A 16,868-nucleotide genomic window follows, 5' to 3' on the forward strand; every position below is an offset into this window, starting at 1 on the left:
CTTTTCCTCCTAAAGTCCCACTAGGACTTTTTTGTTTTTCTTTTCGAGTAGATATTCTCTGATTTGCGACATGAAATACAAAGAACCAGTCATGAGTAGTATTTCATCATCTTGCAATGTATCTGCTAACGCATCATATTTAGCTTTCCAATCTTGGACCAGTTCAACTTTATTTTCTTCAAGATAAGAATAATCTTCGATTTTTAAAGACTTAGGATAATCAAAAGTTGTGAGTATAAGCTGAGAATTATCCACTGTTTGAAGCATTTTAATCATTTCTGTAATATCTTTTGTGACTATAGCTGAAAAAATGATTGTAATTTTTCGTCCTGAAAACTCTGTTTTGAGATTTTCCAAAAGACGTTTCATCGCATGAACATTATGCGCACCATCCAAGATAGTCAGTGGTTTCTGGCACATCATTTCCATGCGAGCAGGCCAGAAGGTTTGCCGTAAGCCTAGACGAATATTCTCTTCAGTGAGATCTAGTCCTCGTTTCTCTGCATAGATGAGTGAGAGTTTAACAGCTAGGGCTGCATTGTCCACTTGATGCACACCAAGTAAAGATTTTTCTAGATTTTTAAATTCAAAATTTGCATCCTTATAGTTAAAAGATTCATTTTCAAGTAATTGAACGTGATAATCTTCGCCGAATTTATAATGCTTGGCCTGTTTTTCCAAAGCCGTTTGACTGATGACATCTAGTGCCGTATCCACAATTCGGCCACTCACTAGTGGTGTGTCTGGCTTGATAATGCCTGCCTTTTGCGCAGCTATTTCTTCCAAAGTAGAACCCAAAATATCTATATGATCGAGACCAATGGTTGTTATAGCAGTGGCTTCCGGTTGAATCACATTTGTACTGTCAAGCAGGCCACCTAAGCCAACTTCAATCAAAGCTACATCTACTTTTTCATCTGCAAAATAGCGCAAGGCAATGGCCGTTATAATTTCAAACTCCGTGATGCCTGCAAATCTTTCATCAGCATCAAGCTGGTCGACTAATGGTTTAGTGTGCTCCACATAGAAAATTAATTTTTCATCTGGAATGGGTAGTCCGTTAATCGACATTCGCTCACCAAATGATTCTATAAAGGGACTAGTAAATGTAGCAACCTTTAGATTCATCTGCCGTAAAATACTGCGTGTGAAAGCTACTGTCGAACCTTTACCGTTCGTTCCAGCAACGTGTAGCATTGATAACTCTCTTTCAGGGTTACCTAATCGACGGAGGAGTTCTTCTACACGAATAAGGCCGGGACGAATATTAAATTTGAGTCGTGAATGAATCCATTCCAGTGCTTGGTCTATATCCATGTTACTTACTTTTTCCTTCTTTAAAATATTTTTTAAACTCCGCGGGTGTCTCTGCTTCAGAAAGCAAATAAACAGGCAATTCTGCCTGTTCAGCAAGACCTTCGATACGCTCAAAATGATAGCGGAAATCTATATGCTGGTGTGCTTTTTCATCTTTCACAGCATTATAAGGAATCTCAATGATATTGATATCGATTAAACGACCATTCGTTGCGGTTAATCCTGTTTCTTCATGGAACTCACGACAAGCTGCTTCTTTAGGGGTTTCTCCTTCTTCTACGTGACCTGCAGGCAATAAAAGTTCTTTTTGATAAGGGTGTTCAATAAAATAAAGCTTTTCATTATCAAAAACGACAGCCGATGCCGACAACTGTAAATCTGGATTTTTCTTTCCCTTAAGATTTTCACTCTTTTTTAGAAGTTCTGTTATTTTTTCAATCTTCTTTGAATTTCCCAAAAGAGAAATTTCATTTATTAAATCATTATACATTAGTATTTTTGGTAAATTTTAAAATTTTCAATAAGATGGCGTGTCGCTTCCACATCATGTACGCGTAAAACACGTCCCCCATCCATCATCATTTGTCCTTCGAGCATTAGTGTTGAAAATAAACGCTCATCAACTTCCATCTTGAACAGATTGGTCATGAAAGACTTCCGTGATATTGCGATCATTACGGGTAAACCGAGAGTGGTCAAAAGTTCTGTGGTTTTGAGTCTTTGCAGTGAATCTATCCCGGTTGGGCCACCCGAAAAGCCCACTCCTGGGTCAACACAAATCTGTGCATCTGTGACCGTAAGTTCATTTAATTCTTTCTTTTTGTTAGCAAAATATGCTGGAAGCTCCTGATAAACATTATCCGCATAATGAAGACCAGCTCGACCGTTATTCATAGCTACCAAAGCGGGTTGATATTCACGCATAAGCATTAATTTCTCTGGTCGATCAAAGCCATCAATATCATTGATAATATCCGCACCTTCATCAAGCACACGCTGCATCACATAGGCCTCATCTGTGTCAACTGCAATGACCGCCTCGGGAAATGCCTTACGAATACTTCTTAAAGGCTGCGCCAAGCGTTGCCATTCTTCTTCAGGGGAGATATCCGCATAGCCTGGACGTGATGACTTGCCACCAAGTTCAATAACGTGTGCACCAGCTGCTAAATCCTGCTCAACACGACGTAAAATATAATCGATAGTAAGATTTTCTTCCGCACCATCATAAAAAGAATCTGGCGTGATATTGACAATAGCGTAAATAATAGGTTCTAACGTCAAGTTAAAGGAAAAATTCTTCCCCGACCAAATAATTTCTTGCCGTTTAAAAATATCCTCTAAGACAGGCTTAGTTTGGGGAAAAGGCCAGATATTTATAAATTCTGAAAGCTCATAAATCGTAAAGAATGCCACTAGCTCTTTTTCTTCTAGCAGGACCTTTGCTCCCACACGGAACAAGATATTATGCAAGAGAGACATTTCTTGAGAACTAATGTCCGTAAATTTTACGGCTATGTGCTTTAAAGAAAAGGAAGCGGTATTGAGCTCAATGATTTTCATCTTAAGTTAAACTTTCTAGGAATTCCAGTCTCGTCTCTCTATTTTCTTCAAATTCTCCTAAGAAAAATGAAGTTTTAGTCTGAGAGTTACCTTTTTTCACACCACGCATCTCCACACACATATGGCGTGCTTCAACAACGACAGCCACTCCTTTAGGCTGCAAAATATCATTCAAGATTTCAGCAATATCTCTTGTGATATTTTCTTGAACGGATAGCTTATGTGATACATAGTTTACTAAACGTGGTATCTTGCTGAGCCCTATGATATTTCCATCTTTTGGGATATAAGCCACACTTGCTTTGCCAAAGAAAGGAAGCATATGGTGCTCACACATGGAGTAAAAAGGAATATCTTTAATTAAAATTGTTTGATCCTGCTCTGTTGTTTCAATCTTGAAGAGTTTGTATTCCTCGAACTTTGTCAATTTTTGTGAAGAAAGAATTTCTTCATACATTTTAGCTACACGTGCAGGTGTTTCCAAAAGCCCTTCACGTTCAGGATCTTCCCCTACAGCAGCTAAAATATCACGTACAGCATCTTCGATACGTCCTCTAGCTGGTTTCTCCTCAGAAATCTCTGAAATTGTTTGTTCTGTGGTACTAAGCTTGCTGATGGCTTGCTTTATTTGCTCTTTATATTCAAAGTTGGGCTCTAAAATTTCCATAAGAGGTACTAAAACAAACAGACGATTAAAGACCTCTTTATGAGGTACGATGAGATCTTCTTCTAAAATCTTTTCATTCCCATAAAATAGGATATCAATATCAATAGTCCGTGGCCCCCAATGTATCTTGCGCACCCGATTTAACTTTGCTTCAATATCATGAATAACCTCAAGTAAAGTATGTGCATCCAGATTTGTTGAAATCTTCAAAGCCATATTTACAAAATCATCTTGTGGCACGCCACCCACAGGTGATGTTTGATAAAATTTTGATTTTTTATCTATTAAAATGGCAGCGTTTTGCCCTAACAAGCTCACCGCGTCTTGCAAGTAAGCTTGCTTATCTCCAATATTGCTCCCTAAACTCAAATAAACAGTTTGCATAACCTTCCTGCTCCCCCCTTAGAAAGCCATAAATACTCTATATAAACTCAATGTTTGTTGCTTTAACCCATCATTTCGATTTCTACATTGTCAAAAATCCCCGCAATAGGGACTGCTAATTTGCGGATATGTACTTCTACAGTAGCAACTTTTTTATTTTCTTTGATTGCTTGAATAATATCAAAAGCTAGTTTTTCAATCAAATCTGCACGAGATTCTTCAATAATCGTAGCGATGCTTTCATAGAAGGCAACATAGCTTAACGTCTCATCCAACTCATCCACACCAGAATAGGAGAAATTCGTTGTTACAATCAAATCAATCTCTAAGTTTTGTCCTAAAATCTTTTCTTCCGGTAAAACGCCGATATGTGAAAAGAACTTCATGTTATTAATTTTAATCTTATACATACTGTTCAATGGCTGCCCAGGCCTCATCAATCCCCGTTTTATCAAAGCTAGAGAAGATGACAAAATCATCCGTACTGTCAAACTGCAAGGCTTTTTTGATGATTGAAACATGTTTATTCCATTTTCCACGTGGAATCTTGTCTGCTTTAGTCGCCACTAAAATAACGGGAATATCATAAAATTTCAGGAAAGTATACATAAGCTTATCATCTTCCGATGGTTCATGGCGTAAGTCAACCAAAGCTACAACAGCTTTAAGATTTGGTGCTGTCGTTAAGTATTCTTCAATCATCTTGCCGAATTTTTCACGCTCTTTCTTTGAGACACGTGCATAGCCATAACCGGGCACATCAACCAAATGTACCGTGTCATCCACATTATAAAAATTAAGAAGCTGTGTTTTACCTGGTGAACTTGAAGTACGGGCGAAATTCTTTCGGTTAAGTAAGGTATTAATAAAGCTTGACTTTCCTACATTTGAACGTCCAGCAAGTGCAATTTCGGGCATATCTGTATCCGGATATTGTTTAGCAGAGGCTGCGGAAATTGTCAGTTGTAAATTATTAGGATTTATTTTCATTTTTCTCTCTTTCCTTGTTTGTCATCATACCTGTTGGTATAAACTCAAGGTTTATTTTTTTGAAATCATAACAAGAAAACCATGAGCACTCATGATTTTCCATTTTTCTATTTTTCACGATAAATGATTTCAGCTTCTGCTTTATCACGTACAGCTGCTTCCGTAATAATCACTTTTTCAATATTATCATGGCTTGGAATCTCAAACATGATATCCATCATCACTTCTTCAATGATTGAACGTAAACCACGAGCACCTGTTTTGCGTGCAATAGCTTTTTCAGCAATCGCGTGCAATGCCGCATCTTCAAATTCAAGGACCACATTATCATAGCTTAAAAGTTGCTTGTATTGCTTAATCAAAGCATTCTTTGGCTCGGTCAAAATGCTGATCAGATCAGACTCTGTCAAGCGTTCTAAAGCAGCAACTACTGGTAAGCGTCCAATAAATTCGGGAATTAAACCAAAGGTTTGGATATCTTCCGCAATAATTTCTTGCATGTAAGATTCACTCTCATCCAGTGCTTTATTATTTGTACCAAAACCGATAATTTTTTCACCAAGACGCTGTTTTACGATTTCTTCGATACCATCAAAGGCTCCTCCCACAATAAAGAGAATATTTTTTGTATCTATTTGAATCATCTCTTGGTTAGGATGTTTGCGTCCACCTTGTGGAGGTACACTGGCAACTGTTCCTTCAATGATTTTCAAAAGTGCTTGTTGGACACCTTCACCAGAGACGTCACGGGTGATAGAAACATTTTCAGATTTTTTAGCAATTTTGTCAATTTCATCGATGTAAATAATACCACGCTCAGCGCGTTCGATATTGAAATCGCTAGCTTGAAGAAGTTTAAGCAAGATGTTTTCAACATCTTCACCAACATAACCAGCTTCGGTAAGACTGGTCGCATCAGCTATGGCAAATGGAACATTCAGTGATTTTGCTAAAGTTTGAGCGAGAAAAGTTTTACCTGAACCTGTTGGACCAATTAACAAGATATTAGATTTTTGGAGTTCAACTTCTTCGTCGTCTTTTCCTCCAAAGTTAATACGTTTATAGTGATTGTACACCGCGACAGCTAAAGCACGCTTTGCTCGTTCTTGCCCAATCACATAACCATTGAGATGATCGAGCATTTCTTTTGGTGTCATTACCGGCGCATCTTCGAGGTCATAAGACATTTCCTCACGCATCTCTTCTTCAATCAACTGGCTAGATAACGCAACACATTCATCACAAATATACACACCGACACCGGCGATAAGTTTTTTTACTTCTGGCTGGCTTTTGCCACAGAAAGAACAATATATATTTTCGTTTTCTTTTGTATCGTTAGACATTTATATCTCTTTTTCTAAATTTGAGGCCTCTTATGAAAACAAGGTTCCAAAGAAGGCATGAATCGAATTTACTATGTTAGTAAAGGCATTAAGAAGAAATATAGTTCCTAAGCCCCACCGTTTTTTGCGGAAGCATTGCAATGCAAGTATTACACAGATTGCACACAAAACAGCCGTAAATAAGCCAAAAATTGATTTTGTCAAGACTCTTGCTTCTCCTTCCGCTTGTATTCTTCAACTGTAAAATCATACGGATTTTTTTCGTCTTTTTCACGACGATTTTCTGATACTTTTTCATAGTTTGAAAAATCAAAGCTGTCTGGAAAATAAGTATCGGCTGTAAATTCTCCATGTACAACAGTCTTATACAAGCCTGATATTTCATTTTCAAAAAGAAGAAACATCTCAGAACCACCGATAATATACAAGTCACGCGCTTGGGAGCTGTACCAATCCAGAACTTCTGCTACACTATGCATGATAAGTACTTTATCATTGTCCTCAGCTGGATAAGAATGATCACGTGTCAGGACAATAGTAACCCGACCTGGCAACACACGTTTGTTCATTCCCTCAAAGGTCTTACGGCCCATCAATATTGCTTGATGATATGTTGTGCTTTTAAAATGTTCTAGTTCAGCGGGTAATCGCCAAGGTAAGTGGCCATCGATACCGATGGCTTTTTTCTCATCTTCTGCCCAGATTGCGTAAATCACTTTATTTCACCTCCTGCTTTTCTTTAAACTTTGAAAAGCAAGTCATCCTTATAAAACAAAGATGTTCCTTTCTTTTTGATAAAAGAGCCTGCCCCCTTATGCCATAGAGACACTGATGTGAGACGGTAACTGCTCTCGAAATTACACTAACATTTTATACACTCGCTATCAAAAAATAGTATTTTCGACTGCTAGGCTCAGAATGTTTCCATAGTTGCTTTTCCAGCTTTTGCGATGTAATTTCCTCTATTATTATATCAAAAAACCTGTTTTTTTACTTTAATTTTTCTTTTACAGAAAAAAATGTAAAAAATTTGCATTATTTTCTTTACTTTTCCTTAAAGTTGTGTTAAGATATTCCTATCAATTAATTTGTTTCAATCAACCCTGTTATGATTAAAGCAAATTAGTCCCCCAACTAGGCTGCTCGCTGAGACCGTACTCCGAGCTACCTAGTTTTTATTTTTGTAAAAATATAAACCCCTTACACATCCTGAATGGAGAATACTATGAATCATATCGCCCTTTTTGAACCCCGCATTCACTTTAATACAGGAAACATCGCACGGACCTGTGCTGCTACCAATACTACTCTACACTTGATTGAACCTTTTGGTTTTGAAATTACAGATAAAAATTTGAAAAGAGCAGGTTTGGACTATTGGGATAAGGTAAATATCGTTTATCACAAGAATCTTGATGATTTTGTCAATCATGTCGATGGTAAACTTTTTCTCGTCAGTAAATTCGCTGATCATGTTTATTCTGATATTGATTATACCGAAACTACTGAGGATTACTACTTCCTATTTGGGCGTGAAGACACTGGTTTGCCTGAAGAATTTATGCGTGAAAATGCTGAGAAGTGTATCCGTATTCCGATGAATGACGAGCATGTCCGTAGTCTAAATCTTTCTAATACTGCTTGTATGATTGTCTATGAGGCACTTCGTCAACAAAACTTTTCTGGCTTGGAACTAAGCCATACTTATGAAAAGGATAAATTAAAATAAACATTTGCATCTTCTGCACGATAAAAGCCACTCAAAATATCACTGAGTGGCTTTTTATTTATCATGAATTAGCTTTTACTTCACTAGAATTCATAGCAACTTTTGAGCTGCTTTTAGAATTCAAAATTAAGTTAAGAAGAATAGCGGAAACTGTACTTACGACAATCCCATTTGAAAGGAAGATTTGAGCCCAGTTTGGTAAACTAACAAAGAGATTACTTGAATTAAAACCGACTCCCATACCTACGGAAATGGCAACTATTAGTAAGTTTTGGTTATCTTTATAATCTACAGTACCAAGCATATTCACCCCTTGCATTGCAACCATACCAAACATGATGAGCATTGCTCCACCGAGTACGGGAACAGGAATCAGCTGGGCAATAGCGGCAAATTTAGGAATTAATCCCAAAACAATTAAAAATCCTGCAGTAAAATAGATAGGCTTACGTGATTTGATACCAGATAACTGTACTAAACCAACATTTTGTGAAAAGCCAGTATAAGGGAAAGTATTAAAGATACCACCAAGTAAAACCGCAAGACCTTCTGAGCGGTAACCATTACGTAAACGTTTTTCAGATAATTCTTCGCCAGTCAAATCAGACAAAGCTAAGTAAACGCCTGTTGATTCAACCATCGAAACGATAGCAATAATAATCATCATCAAACAGTCCACAAAGTAGAATCGAGGCATTGCCATACGGAATGGTACAGGCAAGTGTGCCCAAGGCGCTTGATTAATAGCTGAGAAATCAACCATATGCAAGCTGGCTGCTAAAAGGGTACCGGCCACTAAACCAATCAAAATGGCGATAGAACGAATAAACCCTTTCGCAAAAATATTAACCAATAGAATCACTAAAATTGTGAAAGCTGCTAAGAGCAAGCTATTAGTGGTAGGTGCCGCCTCGTTATTCCCCATATTACCAACCGCAACAGGAATTAAAGTCAAACCAATAGTTGTAATAACGGATCCCGTCACAAGTGGTGGGAAAAATTTGCGTATTTTAGAGAAAATCCCGGCAATAGCAATAACAAATACACCTGAAGCAATCAAAGCCCCAAACATAGCACCATCACCATGTTTTTGACCAATAATAATGAGGGGTGCAACAGACTGAAATGCCACACCTAATACAACTGGTAGACCAATACCAAAATTCTTTGTCATCTTAAGTTGAAGCAATGTTGCTAAACCACACATAAAGATGTCTGTCGAAATCAAATAAGTCAGCTGCAAAGCACTGTAATTAAGAGCAGATGCGATCATGATTGGGACTAAAATAGAACCTGAATACATCGCAAGAAGATGCTGTAATCCAAGAACAGCAGCTTGACCATTGGCTTGTCTTTTTGTATTAAACATTTTTTCTATACCCCTTCTTCATCCCATGCAGCATCATCTGCTGGTGCAAAAACAACTTTTCCCGATTCAAATTTTTCAATACGTGCTAAAGAAGTCACAGGTAAGCCTTTGCTGATCAAGAGGTCACGGCCTGTTTGAAAGCTTTTCTCAATAACAATACCGATACCTGCCACTTTTGCACCTGCTTGTTGGATGAGCTCTTCAAGCCCCAGTGCGGCTTGACCATTCGCCAAGAAATCATCAACAAGCAATACAGTATCTGCTGAAGAAATAAATTTACGTGAAATAGAGACAGTTGAGGTTACTTGTTTTGTAAAGGAGAAAACTTCTGTTGTCAGTAATTCTTCATTCATCGTAATATTTTTAGATTTTTTAGCAAAAACCATGGGAACACCAAGCGCTTCAGCTGCATAAAGTGCTGGAGCAATACCACTTGCTTCAATGGTTACGACTTTTGTAATGTTTTTATCTTTGTATACTTGAGCAAAACGGTGGCCGATTGCTTTCATAAGCTCGTAATCTACTTGGTGAGTAAGAAAGCTATCAACTTTTAAGACTTGATCCCCAAGAACTTGGCCGTCAACTGCGATACGATTTTCCAATAACTTCATAACTTCTCCTATAATATTTTTACTTAAGAATTTTTAAAGGCTCTAAAATGCACAAAAACTCTACCTTAGTAGGTAGAGTATTTCTAGACGACAAAAAGAAGATATTATTTATGTTTCTCTAAAAACACCTTCATGTTATCAGAGCTATACTTTACAAATAGAATCCTCTTATTGACCTGCCTTTACGGTGCAGGGTAGAAACACTTAGCCATATCCTAAGCATAAATAAGATTTTTAATATTGATACAGTATAACTTATTTTATTCTTTTTATCAAGAAAATTTAGTAATAAATGAAATTTTTCCAAAGATTTATAATTAATGTTCGGAAATCACTTATTTTTTAGCTTCATTGATGAGTTGTGAAACTTCTTTTTTTGTCAAACGGCGGTAGCGACCCGCTACTAATCCATCAAGACTTAATGGTCCATACTGCACGCGGCTCAGTTTTTGAACGGGTAATCCTACTGCTGCAAACATTTTTTTGACCTGATGGTTCTGTCCTTCGTGAATAGTCAAACTTACGAGGGAGCTATTTTTAGCCTTGTCTTGTTTCATGATTTCGTAACGTGCAGGGCTGACCTTTTTACCTTCAATAGTCATCCCTAAAGTTAAAGGACGCAGATTTTCTTTATTGGCTTGTCCTTCTACCTTGGCAATATAAACTTTTTCTACACCATGGCGTGGGTGGGTCATGAGGTTTGTGAACTCCCCATCGTTTGTCAAAAGCAAGAGTCCACTTGTATCCCAGTCAAGACGACCAACAGGATAGATACGTTCTTTTCCTGTAGGAAGTAAGTCCATAACTGTTTGACGTCCTTTATCATCACTAGAGCTTGAAATATAACCACGAGGTTTGTTGAGCATATAGTACACGGGTTCTTCATTGTAAACGGCGACACCATTGACTTCCACAACATCACCAGATTCTACTTGGTAACCTAGGTTGGTCATTGGCACATTATTGACAGTAACTTTCCCTGATAAAATCAGTTCTTCTGCCTTACGTCGGCTGGCTACACCTGCATGTGCCAAAAATTTGTTAATTCTCATTTATTTCCTCATTTTCATTTTCATTAAATAACACTTGATTTTCGCCTATAAATTGACTTTCATCGACTTCTGGCAGCTCGGACAAATCATTAATTCCTATATAATCTAAGAAAAATTCTGTTGTCCCGTAGAGACCTGGTCGTCCAACTACTTCGAGTGTTCCTGTTTTTTCGACCAAATCATAAGCACGTAAAGTAGAAAGTGTCCCACTAGAATTTACGCCACGTAGTTGATCAATCTCTAATCGTGTAATCGGCTGCTTATAAGCAATAATAGAAAGAACTTCTAATGCTGAACGCGACAAACTTTGATTAAGCGGGGTTTTTGCATAGTTCTTCAGTATATCGGCAAAGATATCTTTTGTGGCCAGTTTATACTTTCCAGCTGTCTCAATGATTGTCAACGCAGACTCTTGGTCAGCTTGGTACTTATCAATGAGGCGTTCAATCTGTTGCTCACAAGCAAACTTGCTCATCCCTGAAAGTTCTGAAAGTTGGTTCAGCTCAAGACCTTCTTCGCCTGCGACAAAGAGTAAAAGCTCAAGAGTAGCTGTCTTATTAAGATTATTCATCTTTCCCTTTTCCTTTTTCTAATAAAATTTCACCAAAAACATGATCCTGTGTGAAGGTTACTTGTTGTGTTTTCACCAGTTCTAGAAGGGCCATAAAAGTTGTTAAAAGTTCTTCTTTAGATGTTTTTTTTGAAAACAAAGAACTGAATTTGCACGATTTTCTCCTTGCAAAGAAACTCGACAGCTCAACAATCTTATCGGAAATGGAATACTTCTCTGCCTCTATCGTGGTGTTTTCATCGGTTACAGTCTGCTTATGAAGTTCTAACACATTGCTGAAAGCAAGAAAGAGATCAAGACTTGAGTGGTCTTGCAAAAGTACCGCATCTTCGCCGATAATTTCCGTTTTAGCCTTTGAGTAAAAATGGCTCCGTTTTTCATGCATCTGAGCAATGTCTTGCGAGAGCGCCTTATATTTTCGATATTCGTCAATCTGAGCTAAGAGATCCTGCTCTAGTTGTTCAGTATCCTCAATAAATTCTTCCGCAACTGTGGGGAGCAAACGTCTGGATTTAATCAGCATAAGCTGACTAGCCATAACCATATATTCACCGGCTATTTCTAGCTCCAAAGTCTTCATCGTTTTCAAAAAATTGAGATATTGCTCAATGATTGGGACCAAGGGCACTTCAAAAATATCAACCTTGTACTGGCCAACTAAGTGCAAAAGTAAATCTAACGGGCCTTCAAAGTCATTGATTTTAATCTGTATTTCTTCAGTCATTTGTAATATTTTTCTAAGGTCGTCGTTGTCGATAAGCCTAAAGCTTCTGCAAGCTCGTAGACAGTTTTACCTGCTCGAACTTGTTGCAAAATATATTGCTCTCGCAACTCTTTTGCAGTCAAATCTGTGTATTTTTTTAGTTCTAAATAGAGAAATTGACGTGATTTAGTAAAAAGTTCATCCGCATTATTGATGCGCTGTGTATATAGAGCAAACTTATCCCGAATCGGTAGCACACGCTTCAAACCCGCTTTTTCTACTGTGAGAATTTTAAATTTCCAGTTAAAGTTTTCCCATCGGAGTTGCTGTATCTCTGAAAAAGTCAAACCAAACTCAAGGATTAAGAAAGCTAAAAAATGTCCTGGCGACGTGATGGGACGATAAACCAAGGATAAGTTCTTAATTTCTGCTTTCTGCTTAGTTTCTTTCTTAACTGCCTCGACCTGCTGAATTTTATGGTACTCTTTAAGCAAGTTCTTATCATATAAATAAAGTAGAAACTGATTTGCGCTAGATATTTTGCGTCGTTGGGCTGATGGTGCCAATTTTTTTAAGGATTGACGATAAAGCAGCAGGGATTCTCGTGAAAGAGTCCTCTTTTCAAAAAATTCAGTGAAGTTGCGTAAATCATAAAGATAATTTGATCTTGTATTTTCAGAGAAATTTTTACTGGCTAAAAAATTAGGAATTTCGTTCGATAATATCATAGTTTTTACTAAATTCATGGGCAAAAGCATTAATCGCTTTTAGAATTTCTTGGCGCGCAATGATGCCAACGAATTCTGTTCTTTTTACAACTGGTAAGAAGGGCTCTTTAACCAACTTATGCAAAATTTCTTCAAGTGGTGCTGACGGCGTAACTGTCTCTATCTCCGTGTCCACAATTTCCGAAATTGGTGTGTTCATTGATTTTTCATAGAAGAAATCCTCTCCCATTTCAAATTCAACAATATCTGCAAGTCCAACAACTCCAACATATTCTTTATCTTTAGTAAGCACGGGCACTCTAGAGTACTTATACTGACTCAATAATAGTTTTGCATGAGAAATATTATGTTCATCACACAAAATGGCCACATCCTCAGCAGACTTTATAAAAGTCTCGCTCTGCTCTAAAAAATATTTTTCAATAGCTTTATCAATCATTTTCCACGCTACCTCTTTTTCTAAAGGTCAAAAGTAAACTGCAGACCTGGGATTTCCTGATGTTGTAAATCATGATAAGAAACCTTGTAGGAATCTTCAAGAATTGTAACAACAGCATACATTTTAATATTTATATCACCACGTGGCTGACTCACTGAGCCAGGGTTGATATATAGCGTTTTTCCTATGATCTGTGCGACAGGCCGATGAATATGCCCAAAGAGTGCAATGTCTGCTCCCTTTTCTTCCGCAAAATAAGAATAACGGTCAAGTCCAAGGCCAACATAATACTGGTGGCCGTGCGCAATGAGAACTTTCTTTCCCTCTACATCAACAAGCTGCACTTGGGCATAACCCTCATCGTAGTCACAGTTTCCTGCTACTACTGTGATACCTTGCCAGATATCATCGCTACTTGGCAATTCAGAATCGCCACAATGAAATAATGCTGAAGCTGTGCCTTCATACTTGTCTTTGATTTTTTTGACTACTTCACGATCAGTATGTGAATCACTCATTACGATAAACATTGAAGGCTCCTTTCAGCTCATCATCTAACTTTTTTATTTTTTGAGATTGTCCATCCATTCTGGTAACTCAGCCATTAATTTTTTTAAGGCTTGGCCACGATGTGATGCTGTATTTTTTTCTTCAGCAGAGAGTTGAGCCGCACTTCTGTCTGATTCCCCAACTAAAAAGATAGGATCATAGCCAAAGCCATTTTCTCCTTGTGGTGTTAAACCAATGCGTCCTTGCCAATCCGCTTCCACAACTAAGCTTTCGTTATTTGGATAAGCAGCTACCAACGTTGTATGAAAATGGGCAGTACGTCGCTCCGGAGTGATTGCCGTTGAGGCAAGCTCATGGAGAAGTTTTGCATTATTCTCCTCATCTGTTGGATCAGGTCCCGCAAAACGGTGGCTCCAAACTCCTGGCAAGCCGCCTAAAACATCGACACATAGGCCTGAATCATCTCCGATAACTACTTCTCCTGTAATCTCAGCGATTTGTTCTGCTTTCAAACGTGCATTTTCTTCAAAGGTCATCCCTGTTTCTTCGATGTCTGGGAGTTCGGGATAATCTTTTAAGTTTTTGATTTTATAGCCAAATTCTTCAAATAAATCTTTGAATTCACGGGTTTTTCCATCATTACGGGTGGCAATAAGCAATGTTTTCTCTGCAGAAAATTCTGTATGCTCAGCAACTATCTTTCCAGTTCCTAGCCATCTGTCAGCTATTGCTTGAAACTCTGCTGCTTCACCTGTTGTATAAAAGCGATGATGGATAGTGTCACGCTCTTCACCATTTAAGACAAAGTAATTAAGCAAGACAGTCACATCTCGTACTGTTTCCGAACCACTATCAATAAGTTGAACATCGGGGCCCATCTCTTTTTGGATAAGCTTACGCAAAAGAGGGTAGTGTGTACATCCTAAAATCAATGTATCCACTTTACCAACCATTGGTTTTAAAGCTTCAGCCACGATACCTTTTGCTGCTTCTGAATCTGCACCATTTGATTCCACAAGAGTAACAAACTCAGGACAAGCTAGGCTAAGTACGTCAACACTTGATGATTTGAACTGAATAACTTTACGGTATTGATCCGATTTTACCGTCGCTTGGGTTGCAATAACGCCTACTTTCTTGTTGACTGTCTTTTGAATAGCACTTGAGCCTCCAGATAAAATCACACCAATAACTGGAATATCGAGAGCTGCTCTTACTTCATCAATAGCAACTGCTGTTGCGGTATTACAAGCAAAGACAATCATTTTTACGTTTTTAGAAAGCAAAAAATTGACCATATCCCAAGTGAAAGCAGTAATCTGCTCATTCGAGCGTGGCCCGTAAGGCGCACGTTGCGTATCACCGATATAGACAATTTCTTCGTTTGGTAATTGTCGGAGAATCTCGCGAACAACGGTCAAGCCTCCAACTCCTGAATCTAGTAAGCCAATAGGTCTGTTGTCCATAAACACCTCCAAAATTTACATTTTTCTTATTTTTTCTTAGTATCAGCTTGTTTTGCTGCGCTACGAATTTGACGAAGTACTTGTTGTACTTGTGCTTCTGATGGTTTACGTCCCATTGACCCCATCATCATACGCACTGCATCTTCATTTAATGGTGGGTTATCCATCAAAAGCTTTTTAGTTTGACGTTGGGTAAACCATGCACCACCAGCGAAACCAGCAATAGCAAAGACAATCATAAGTAAAATTGCAACAAATAAATTCATTAATACTCTCCTACATGAAAGCTATAAAATCGCTTTCGTAATTTTTACTCCTTATTATACCAAATTTAGAACCATTTGTCAGCTGTACGTTTCTTTTATACTTTTTGAAACAAAGATTCCTTAATTAACCTTGTAAATCCATCCCTCTGGTGCTTCTTTGTCACCAAATTGTATACCAACCAACTCCTCATAGAGTTTTTGAGTGACAGGTCCAACTTCAGTTTCTGAATAAAAGACGTGGTGCTTTTCTTGATCATCAATAGCGCCTATCGGCGAAATTACAGCTGCAGTCCCACAAGCCCCAGCCTCTACAAAATCATCCAACTGATCAACAAAAACGTCTCCCTCAATAGCTTTCAAGCCCAAGCGCTCTTCTGCTAACTGTAGCAATGAGTATTTAGTAATTGAAGGTAAGATAGAAGGACTCAGTGGTGTAATAAATTCGTTGTTTTTAGTAATCCCGAAGAAGTTCGCAGCTCCAACCTCTTCAATCTTTGTATGTGTTGCTGGATCGAGATAGATTACATCTGAATAACCTGCTTCATGTGCTTTTTGGCCAGGCTCAATAGATGCTGCATAATTTCCCCCAACTTTTGCAGCGCCTGTTCCGTGTGGAGCTGCACGATCATAGTCACGCGACACAAGGAAGTTTGTAGGCATAAGTCCACCTTTAAAGTAAGAACCTACAGGTACAGCAAAGATAGTAAAAATATACTCATCAGCGGGTTTAACTCCGACAAGACCACCCACACCAATCAGCAACGGGCGGAGATAGAGAGTCGCTCCTGTACCATAAGGAGGGACAAAGTCTTCATTTGCCTTAACGACTTGTTTCACTGCATCAATAAACTTCTCTGTAGGAACTTCAGCCATGCGCAAACGACGTGCGGTTGCTTGCAGACGTTCAGCATTCCGATCGGGACGGAAAAGGTTAATATCGCCAGATTTTGTACGGTAGGCTTTCAGCCCTTCAAAACCTTGCTGCCCATAATGAAGAGCTGGCGAGCCTTCTGAGATATGCAAGGTTGCATCTCCTGTTAGGCTACCCTCATCCCATTTTCCATCTTTAAAGTGCGAAATGTAGCGAAACGGTAGTTCTCGATAATCAAAACCTAAGTTTTCCCAGTCTATGTCAATCGTCATTGTACTTTATCCCC

At 38.3% G+C, this 16,868-nt stretch carries 20 protein-coding genes and 1 riboswitch; of the genes, 1 reads left to right on the forward strand and 19 read right to left on the reverse strand.

The window, feature by feature from the left end:
* Nucleotides 1–9 precede the first annotated feature (9 nt).
* From I6G50_RS03970 to I6G50_RS04005, 8 genes are all read right to left on the reverse strand, one after another.
* Entirely contained in the window at nucleotides 10–1,317 is a 1,308-nt protein-coding gene (locus tag I6G50_RS03970) for a bifunctional folylpolyglutamate synthase/dihydrofolate synthase (protein ID WP_197909246.1), read from the reverse strand.
* A gap of 1 nt (nucleotide 1,318) precedes the next feature.
* Nucleotides 1,319–1,807, reverse strand: coding sequence for an NUDIX domain-containing protein (locus I6G50_RS03975; RefSeq protein WP_197909247.1), 489 nt, complete (start codon nucleotides 1,805–1,807; stop codon nucleotides 1,319–1,321).
* Nucleotides 1,807–2,880 carry a dihydropteroate synthase gene (folP, locus tag I6G50_RS03980; RefSeq protein WP_197909248.1) on the reverse strand — a complete coding sequence of 358 codons (1,074 nt, stop codon included), beginning with the start codon at nucleotides 2,878–2,880 and terminating at the stop codon, nucleotides 1,807–1,809. The genes I6G50_RS03975 and folP overlap by 1 nt, the downstream gene beginning before the upstream one ends.
* 1 nt (nucleotide 2,881) lies before the next feature.
* Nucleotides 2,882–3,931, reverse strand: a complete 1,050-nt coding sequence (gene folE, locus I6G50_RS03985; RefSeq protein WP_197909249.1) for a GTP cyclohydrolase I FolE — start codon at nucleotides 3,929–3,931, stop codon at nucleotides 2,882–2,884.
* Nucleotides 3,932–3,993: 62 nt separating this feature from the next.
* Nucleotides 3,994–4,341 (reverse strand): dihydroneopterin aldolase, encoded by a 348-nt coding sequence (folB, locus tag I6G50_RS03990; protein ID WP_003136750.1) that lies wholly within the window; start codon nucleotides 4,339–4,341, stop codon nucleotides 3,994–3,996.
* Nucleotides 4,334–4,921: a ribosome biogenesis GTP-binding protein YihA/YsxC gene (yihA, locus tag I6G50_RS03995; protein ID WP_003136749.1), complete on the reverse strand. Its 588-nt coding sequence runs from the start codon at nucleotides 4,919–4,921 to the stop codon at nucleotides 4,334–4,336. The genes folB and yihA overlap by 8 nt, the downstream gene beginning before the upstream one ends.
* Before the next feature lie 107 nt (nucleotides 4,922–5,028).
* Nucleotides 5,029–6,267: an ATP-dependent Clp protease ATP-binding subunit ClpX gene (clpX, locus tag I6G50_RS04000; RefSeq protein ID WP_081166882.1), complete on the reverse strand. Its 1,239-nt coding sequence runs from the start codon at nucleotides 6,265–6,267 to the stop codon at nucleotides 5,029–5,031.
* Between the two features lie 200 nt (nucleotides 6,268–6,467).
* Nucleotides 6,468–6,983 carry a dihydrofolate reductase gene (locus tag I6G50_RS04005; RefSeq protein ID WP_197909250.1) on the reverse strand — a complete coding sequence of 172 codons (516 nt, stop codon included), beginning with the start codon at nucleotides 6,981–6,983 and terminating at the stop codon, nucleotides 6,468–6,470.
* A gap of 509 nt (nucleotides 6,984–7,492) precedes the next feature.
* Here I6G50_RS04005 and I6G50_RS04010 point away from each other — a divergent pair.
* A complete protein-coding gene (locus I6G50_RS04010) occupies nucleotides 7,493–7,996 on the forward strand; it encodes a tRNA (cytidine(34)-2'-O)-methyltransferase (protein WP_197909251.1) in 504 nt (167 codons plus the stop codon).
* A 61-nt stretch (nucleotides 7,997–8,057) separates the two neighbouring features.
* Here I6G50_RS04010 and I6G50_RS04015 read toward each other — a convergent pair whose 3' ends face one another.
* The 11 genes from I6G50_RS04015 to I6G50_RS04065 all read right to left on the reverse strand — a co-directional run bounded on the left by I6G50_RS04015 (nucleotide 8,058) and on the right by I6G50_RS04065 (nucleotide 16,854).
* Nucleotides 8,058–9,365, reverse strand: a complete 1,308-nt coding sequence (locus I6G50_RS04015; RefSeq protein ID WP_081166876.1) for a nucleobase:cation symporter-2 family protein — start codon at nucleotides 9,363–9,365, stop codon at nucleotides 8,058–8,060.
* A 5-nt stretch (nucleotides 9,366–9,370) separates the two neighbouring features.
* On the reverse strand, nucleotides 9,371–9,976 hold the full coding sequence (locus I6G50_RS04020; protein WP_081166872.1) for a xanthine phosphoribosyltransferase: 606 nt from the start codon (nucleotides 9,974–9,976) through the stop codon (nucleotides 9,371–9,373).
* 151 nt (nucleotides 9,977–10,127) lie between these two features.
* Nucleotides 10,128–10,225: riboswitch (purine riboswitch) on the reverse strand.
* A gap of 86 nt (nucleotides 10,226–10,311) precedes the next feature.
* Complete coding sequence (locus tag I6G50_RS04025; protein ID WP_003136741.1) at nucleotides 10,312–11,028, reverse strand: pseudouridine synthase; 717 nt, start codon at nucleotides 11,026–11,028, stop codon at nucleotides 10,312–10,314.
* Nucleotides 11,018–11,599 (reverse strand): SMC-Scp complex subunit ScpB, encoded by a 582-nt coding sequence (gene scpB / locus I6G50_RS04030; protein WP_003136740.1) that lies wholly within the window; start codon nucleotides 11,597–11,599, stop codon nucleotides 11,018–11,020. The genes I6G50_RS04025 and scpB overlap by 11 nt, the downstream gene beginning before the upstream one ends.
* Nucleotides 11,592–12,323, reverse strand: coding sequence for a segregation/condensation protein A (locus I6G50_RS04035; protein WP_197909252.1), 732 nt, complete (start codon nucleotides 12,321–12,323; stop codon nucleotides 11,592–11,594). Before I6G50_RS04035 ends, scpB begins: the two co-directional genes overlap by 8 nt.
* The gene (gene xerD, locus I6G50_RS04040; RefSeq protein ID WP_197909253.1) at nucleotides 12,320–13,030 is read right to left on the reverse strand and encodes a site-specific tyrosine recombinase XerD; all 711 of its coding nucleotides are present in this window, start codon (nucleotides 13,028–13,030) and stop codon (nucleotides 12,320–12,322) included. The genes I6G50_RS04035 and xerD overlap by 4 nt, the downstream gene beginning before the upstream one ends.
* Nucleotides 13,005–13,469 carry a cyclic-di-AMP-binding protein CbpB gene (gene cbpB / locus I6G50_RS04045; RefSeq protein ID WP_003136737.1) on the reverse strand — a complete coding sequence of 155 codons (465 nt, stop codon included), beginning with the start codon at nucleotides 13,467–13,469 and terminating at the stop codon, nucleotides 13,005–13,007. The genes xerD and cbpB overlap by 26 nt, the downstream gene beginning before the upstream one ends.
* A gap of 20 nt (nucleotides 13,470–13,489) precedes the next feature.
* Nucleotides 13,490–13,999 (reverse strand): metallophosphoesterase, encoded by a 510-nt coding sequence (locus I6G50_RS04050; protein WP_003136736.1) that lies wholly within the window; start codon nucleotides 13,997–13,999, stop codon nucleotides 13,490–13,492.
* Between the two features lie 33 nt (nucleotides 14,000–14,032).
* Nucleotides 14,033–15,445: a glutamate racemase gene (gene racE / locus I6G50_RS04055; RefSeq protein ID WP_197909254.1), complete on the reverse strand. Its 1,413-nt coding sequence runs from the start codon at nucleotides 15,443–15,445 to the stop codon at nucleotides 14,033–14,035.
* Between the two features lie 26 nt (nucleotides 15,446–15,471).
* Complete coding sequence (locus tag I6G50_RS04060) at nucleotides 15,472–15,711, reverse strand: YneF family protein (RefSeq protein ID WP_003136734.1); 240 nt, start codon at nucleotides 15,709–15,711, stop codon at nucleotides 15,472–15,474.
* A 120-nt stretch (nucleotides 15,712–15,831) separates the two neighbouring features.
* Nucleotides 15,832–16,854 carry a branched-chain amino acid aminotransferase gene (locus I6G50_RS04065; RefSeq protein ID WP_003136733.1) on the reverse strand — a complete coding sequence of 341 codons (1,023 nt, stop codon included), beginning with the start codon at nucleotides 16,852–16,854 and terminating at the stop codon, nucleotides 15,832–15,834.
* Nucleotides 16,855–16,868 lie beyond the last annotated feature (14 nt).

The sequence above is a fragment of the Lactococcus garvieae genome (assembly GCF_016027715.1).
In the GTDB taxonomy this organism is placed as follows: domain Bacteria; phylum Bacillota; class Bacilli; order Lactobacillales; family Streptococcaceae; genus Lactococcus; species Lactococcus garvieae_A.